This window comes from Actinomycetospora sp., from assembly GCF_055612215.1.
Genome location: NZ_JBVPVA010000464.1, coordinates 1 through 2,460 on the forward strand (window position 1 = coordinate 1; position 2,460 = coordinate 2,460).

General features: G+C 75.9%; 3 protein-coding genes and 1 pseudogene. 2 read left to right on the forward strand and 2 right to left on the reverse strand.

Annotation, left to right across the window (positions count from 1 at the left end):
* The coding region (locus AC0CYZ_RS12950) for an L-serine ammonia-lyase (RefSeq protein WP_472215894.1) at positions 1-841 on the forward strand (841 nt) is incomplete at its 5' end.
* Positions 842-883: 42 nt separating this feature from the next.
* On the opposite strand, the gene AC0CYZ_RS12955 is transcribed toward AC0CYZ_RS12950, so the two are convergent.
* On the reverse strand, positions 884-1,339 hold the full coding sequence (locus AC0CYZ_RS12955; protein ID WP_472215896.1) for a helix-turn-helix transcriptional regulator: 456 nt from the start codon (positions 1,337-1,339) through the stop codon (positions 884-886).
* Positions 1,340-1,341: 2 nt separating this feature from the next.
* Positions 1,342-1,902, reverse strand: a complete 561-nt coding sequence (locus tag AC0CYZ_RS12960; protein WP_472215898.1) for a GAF domain-containing protein — start codon at positions 1,900-1,902, stop codon at positions 1,342-1,344.
* A gap of 288 nt (positions 1,903-2,190) precedes the next feature.
* Here AC0CYZ_RS12960 and AC0CYZ_RS12965 point away from each other — a divergent pair.
* Positions 2,191-2,460 (forward strand): annotated as a pseudogene (locus AC0CYZ_RS12965) (hypothetical protein); the annotation flags it as partial.

Sequence of the window (2,460 nt, forward strand, 5' to 3'; positions counted from 1 at the left end):
CGCCCGCGCCACGGAACTGCTGGCCGCCGCGCGCGAGGCCGGGCTGCCGATCAGCGGCGTCGCCCTCGCCAACGAGCGCGCCTGGCGCGACGAGCCCGAGATCCGGGCGGGCCTGTTGCACCGCTGGGCGGTGATGCGCGAGTGCGTCGCACGCGGGACCGCCACCGAAGGGGTGCTACCGGGCGCGCTGCAGGTCCGCCGGCGGGCGGCGGCCCTGCGCCGCCACTTCGCGAGCACGCCCGAGGCGGTGGCGACGATGGAGTGGGTGACCCTCGACGCGCTCGCCGTCAACGAGGAGAACGCCGCCGGCGGCCGCGTCGTCACCGCCCCGACCAACGGCGCTGCCGGGATCGTGCCCGCGGTGCTGCACCACGCCGCCCGCACCCTGCCCGGGTTCGACGACGACGCCGTCGTGCGCTTCCTCCTGACGGCCGGCGCGATCGGTCAGCTGGTCAAGCACGGCGCGTCGATCTCGGGAGCGGAGGTCGGCTGCCAGGGCGAGGTGGGCTCGGCGTGCTCGATGGCCGCGGCGGGACTCGCGGAGCTGCTCGGCGGCACCCCCGAGCAGGTCGAGAACGCCGCCGAGATCGGCATCGAGCACCACCTCGGCCTGACCTGCGACCCCGTCGGCGGGCTCGTCCAGATCCCCTGCATCGAGCGCAACGCGGTCGCCGCCGTCACCGCGATCACCGCCGCCCACATGGCCGTGCGCGGCGACGGCGCCCACCACGTCTCGCTCGACACCGTGATCCGGACGCTGCGCGCCACCGGCGCCGACATGTCGTCCAAGTACAAGGAGACCGCCCGCGGGGGGCTCGCCCTCACGGTGGTGGAGTGCTAGTCGCTGTGCACCCGGCCACCGGCTGCGGATCGGGCCCTCCGCTCAGGTGTCGACCTCGACGTGTTCGGCGGCCGCGCCGGGGGCGTACATCGCGGGGGCGTGGGCCTCGGCGAAGAGCGCGGCCACCAGCTCACCGCGGCCGGCGACACCGACCTTGGCGAAGACGGTCTTGAGGTGGTCGCGCACGGTGTAGGCCGACAGGCACAGCTCCGCGCCGATCTCGGGGTTGGACAGGCCGCGGGCGACCCCGCGGGTGATCTCCTGCTCGCGCGGGGTGAGGCCGTACGCGTCGACGATGATCGGGGCGATCTGGGACGACCGGGCCGGCTGGATGGTCAGCGCGACCGGGCCCGTGGCGCCGTTCCGCGTGGTGAGGCAGGACGCGTGGGCGGCGAGCCAGCGCCCGCTGGCCGCCCGGACGCGCACCGCCGCGGGCCCGCGGTCCCGGCCCTCGCGGACCGCCACCGCCCGGGCCGCGACCGCGGCGATCGGCGACATCGTCAGGGGGTAGGACGACCAGGACGCCCCGGCGAGCTCGGCGAGGAGCTGCTCGGCCTCCGCGTCGACCGACAGGACGTCGCCGTTCGGGTGAGCAGCGCGGTCGCCGGCGCCTCGCCGCCGAGCGCTCCGGTCGCTCCGGCGCGGGCCGCCCCCGCCGCGGCGCGCAGGGCGCGGCCCAGCGCGGGTAGGACGCTCGCGAGGGTGCTGACGTCGTGCGGCGTGAACGGCCCGCGGTCGCGGTGGCGGAAGAGGTCCAGGACGCCCCAGGTGCTGTCGCCGACGCGGACCGCGGCCCGGATCTCGTCGCCGTAGCCCTGCGGGGCGAGGAACTCGCGGTAGCGGGTGCTGCGTCCCGGGGTGCCGTCGGTGGCGCGGTAGAGCGTGTCGATGCCGGTGGCGCTGCGCGCGAGGTCCCGGTAGAGCTTCGCGTCCTCCACGCGGTGCTCGCGGTCCCAGTACGTCGAGCTGTGGCCCTGCTCGACGTTCTCCACCCGGACCGGGCACGTCGCCAGCACCGTCGCGGGGTCGGTGGCGAACCAGCACGACCCGTCGAAGGGCACCGCCGCGCGCAACCGCCCGGGAGACGCGGGCGAACAGCGTCGTGGCGTCGAGGTCGCGGGCGCACTCCTCGCGGAACGCGGTGAGGTCGCGCGCGGCGCCGGCGGCGGTGGTCGTCATCTGCGTCTCCCTCGAGGCGATTATGACGCAGTGTCACCAACGGACCGGCTCACTGGCAATCCTCCACCTGTAGGGGGTCCATTCCCGGATGCACTCCGTGTGCGGGATGGGCCGTCCGGCTGACGGTCAGCAGAGTTCCCGGCATCGCTCGACGACGACCGGAGGACACCATGACGACCACGACCCCCAGCACCGCCGGCCCGGCCCACCGGAGCCTCGACGACCTCGCGCTCGACCTCGACGGCCGCCTCGTCCGCCCGGGCGACCCCGGCTGGTACACCGCCCGGCAGGCCTGGCACCTCCTGGTGGACCAGCGCCCGGCGGCGGTCGCCCAGGTCGCCAACGCCCAGGACGTGGTGCGCGTCGTGGACGCGGCACGGCGGCTCGGGCTGCGGGTCGCCCCGCAGTCGACCGGGCACAACCCGGCCCCGCTCGGCGAC

Coding starts and splice junctions, on each gene's coding strand:
- AC0CYZ_RS12955 (WP_472215896.1), bottom strand. CDS start 1,339: ATGTCGCCGATCGCCGCGGTCGCGGCCCGGGCGGTGGCGGTCCGCGAG.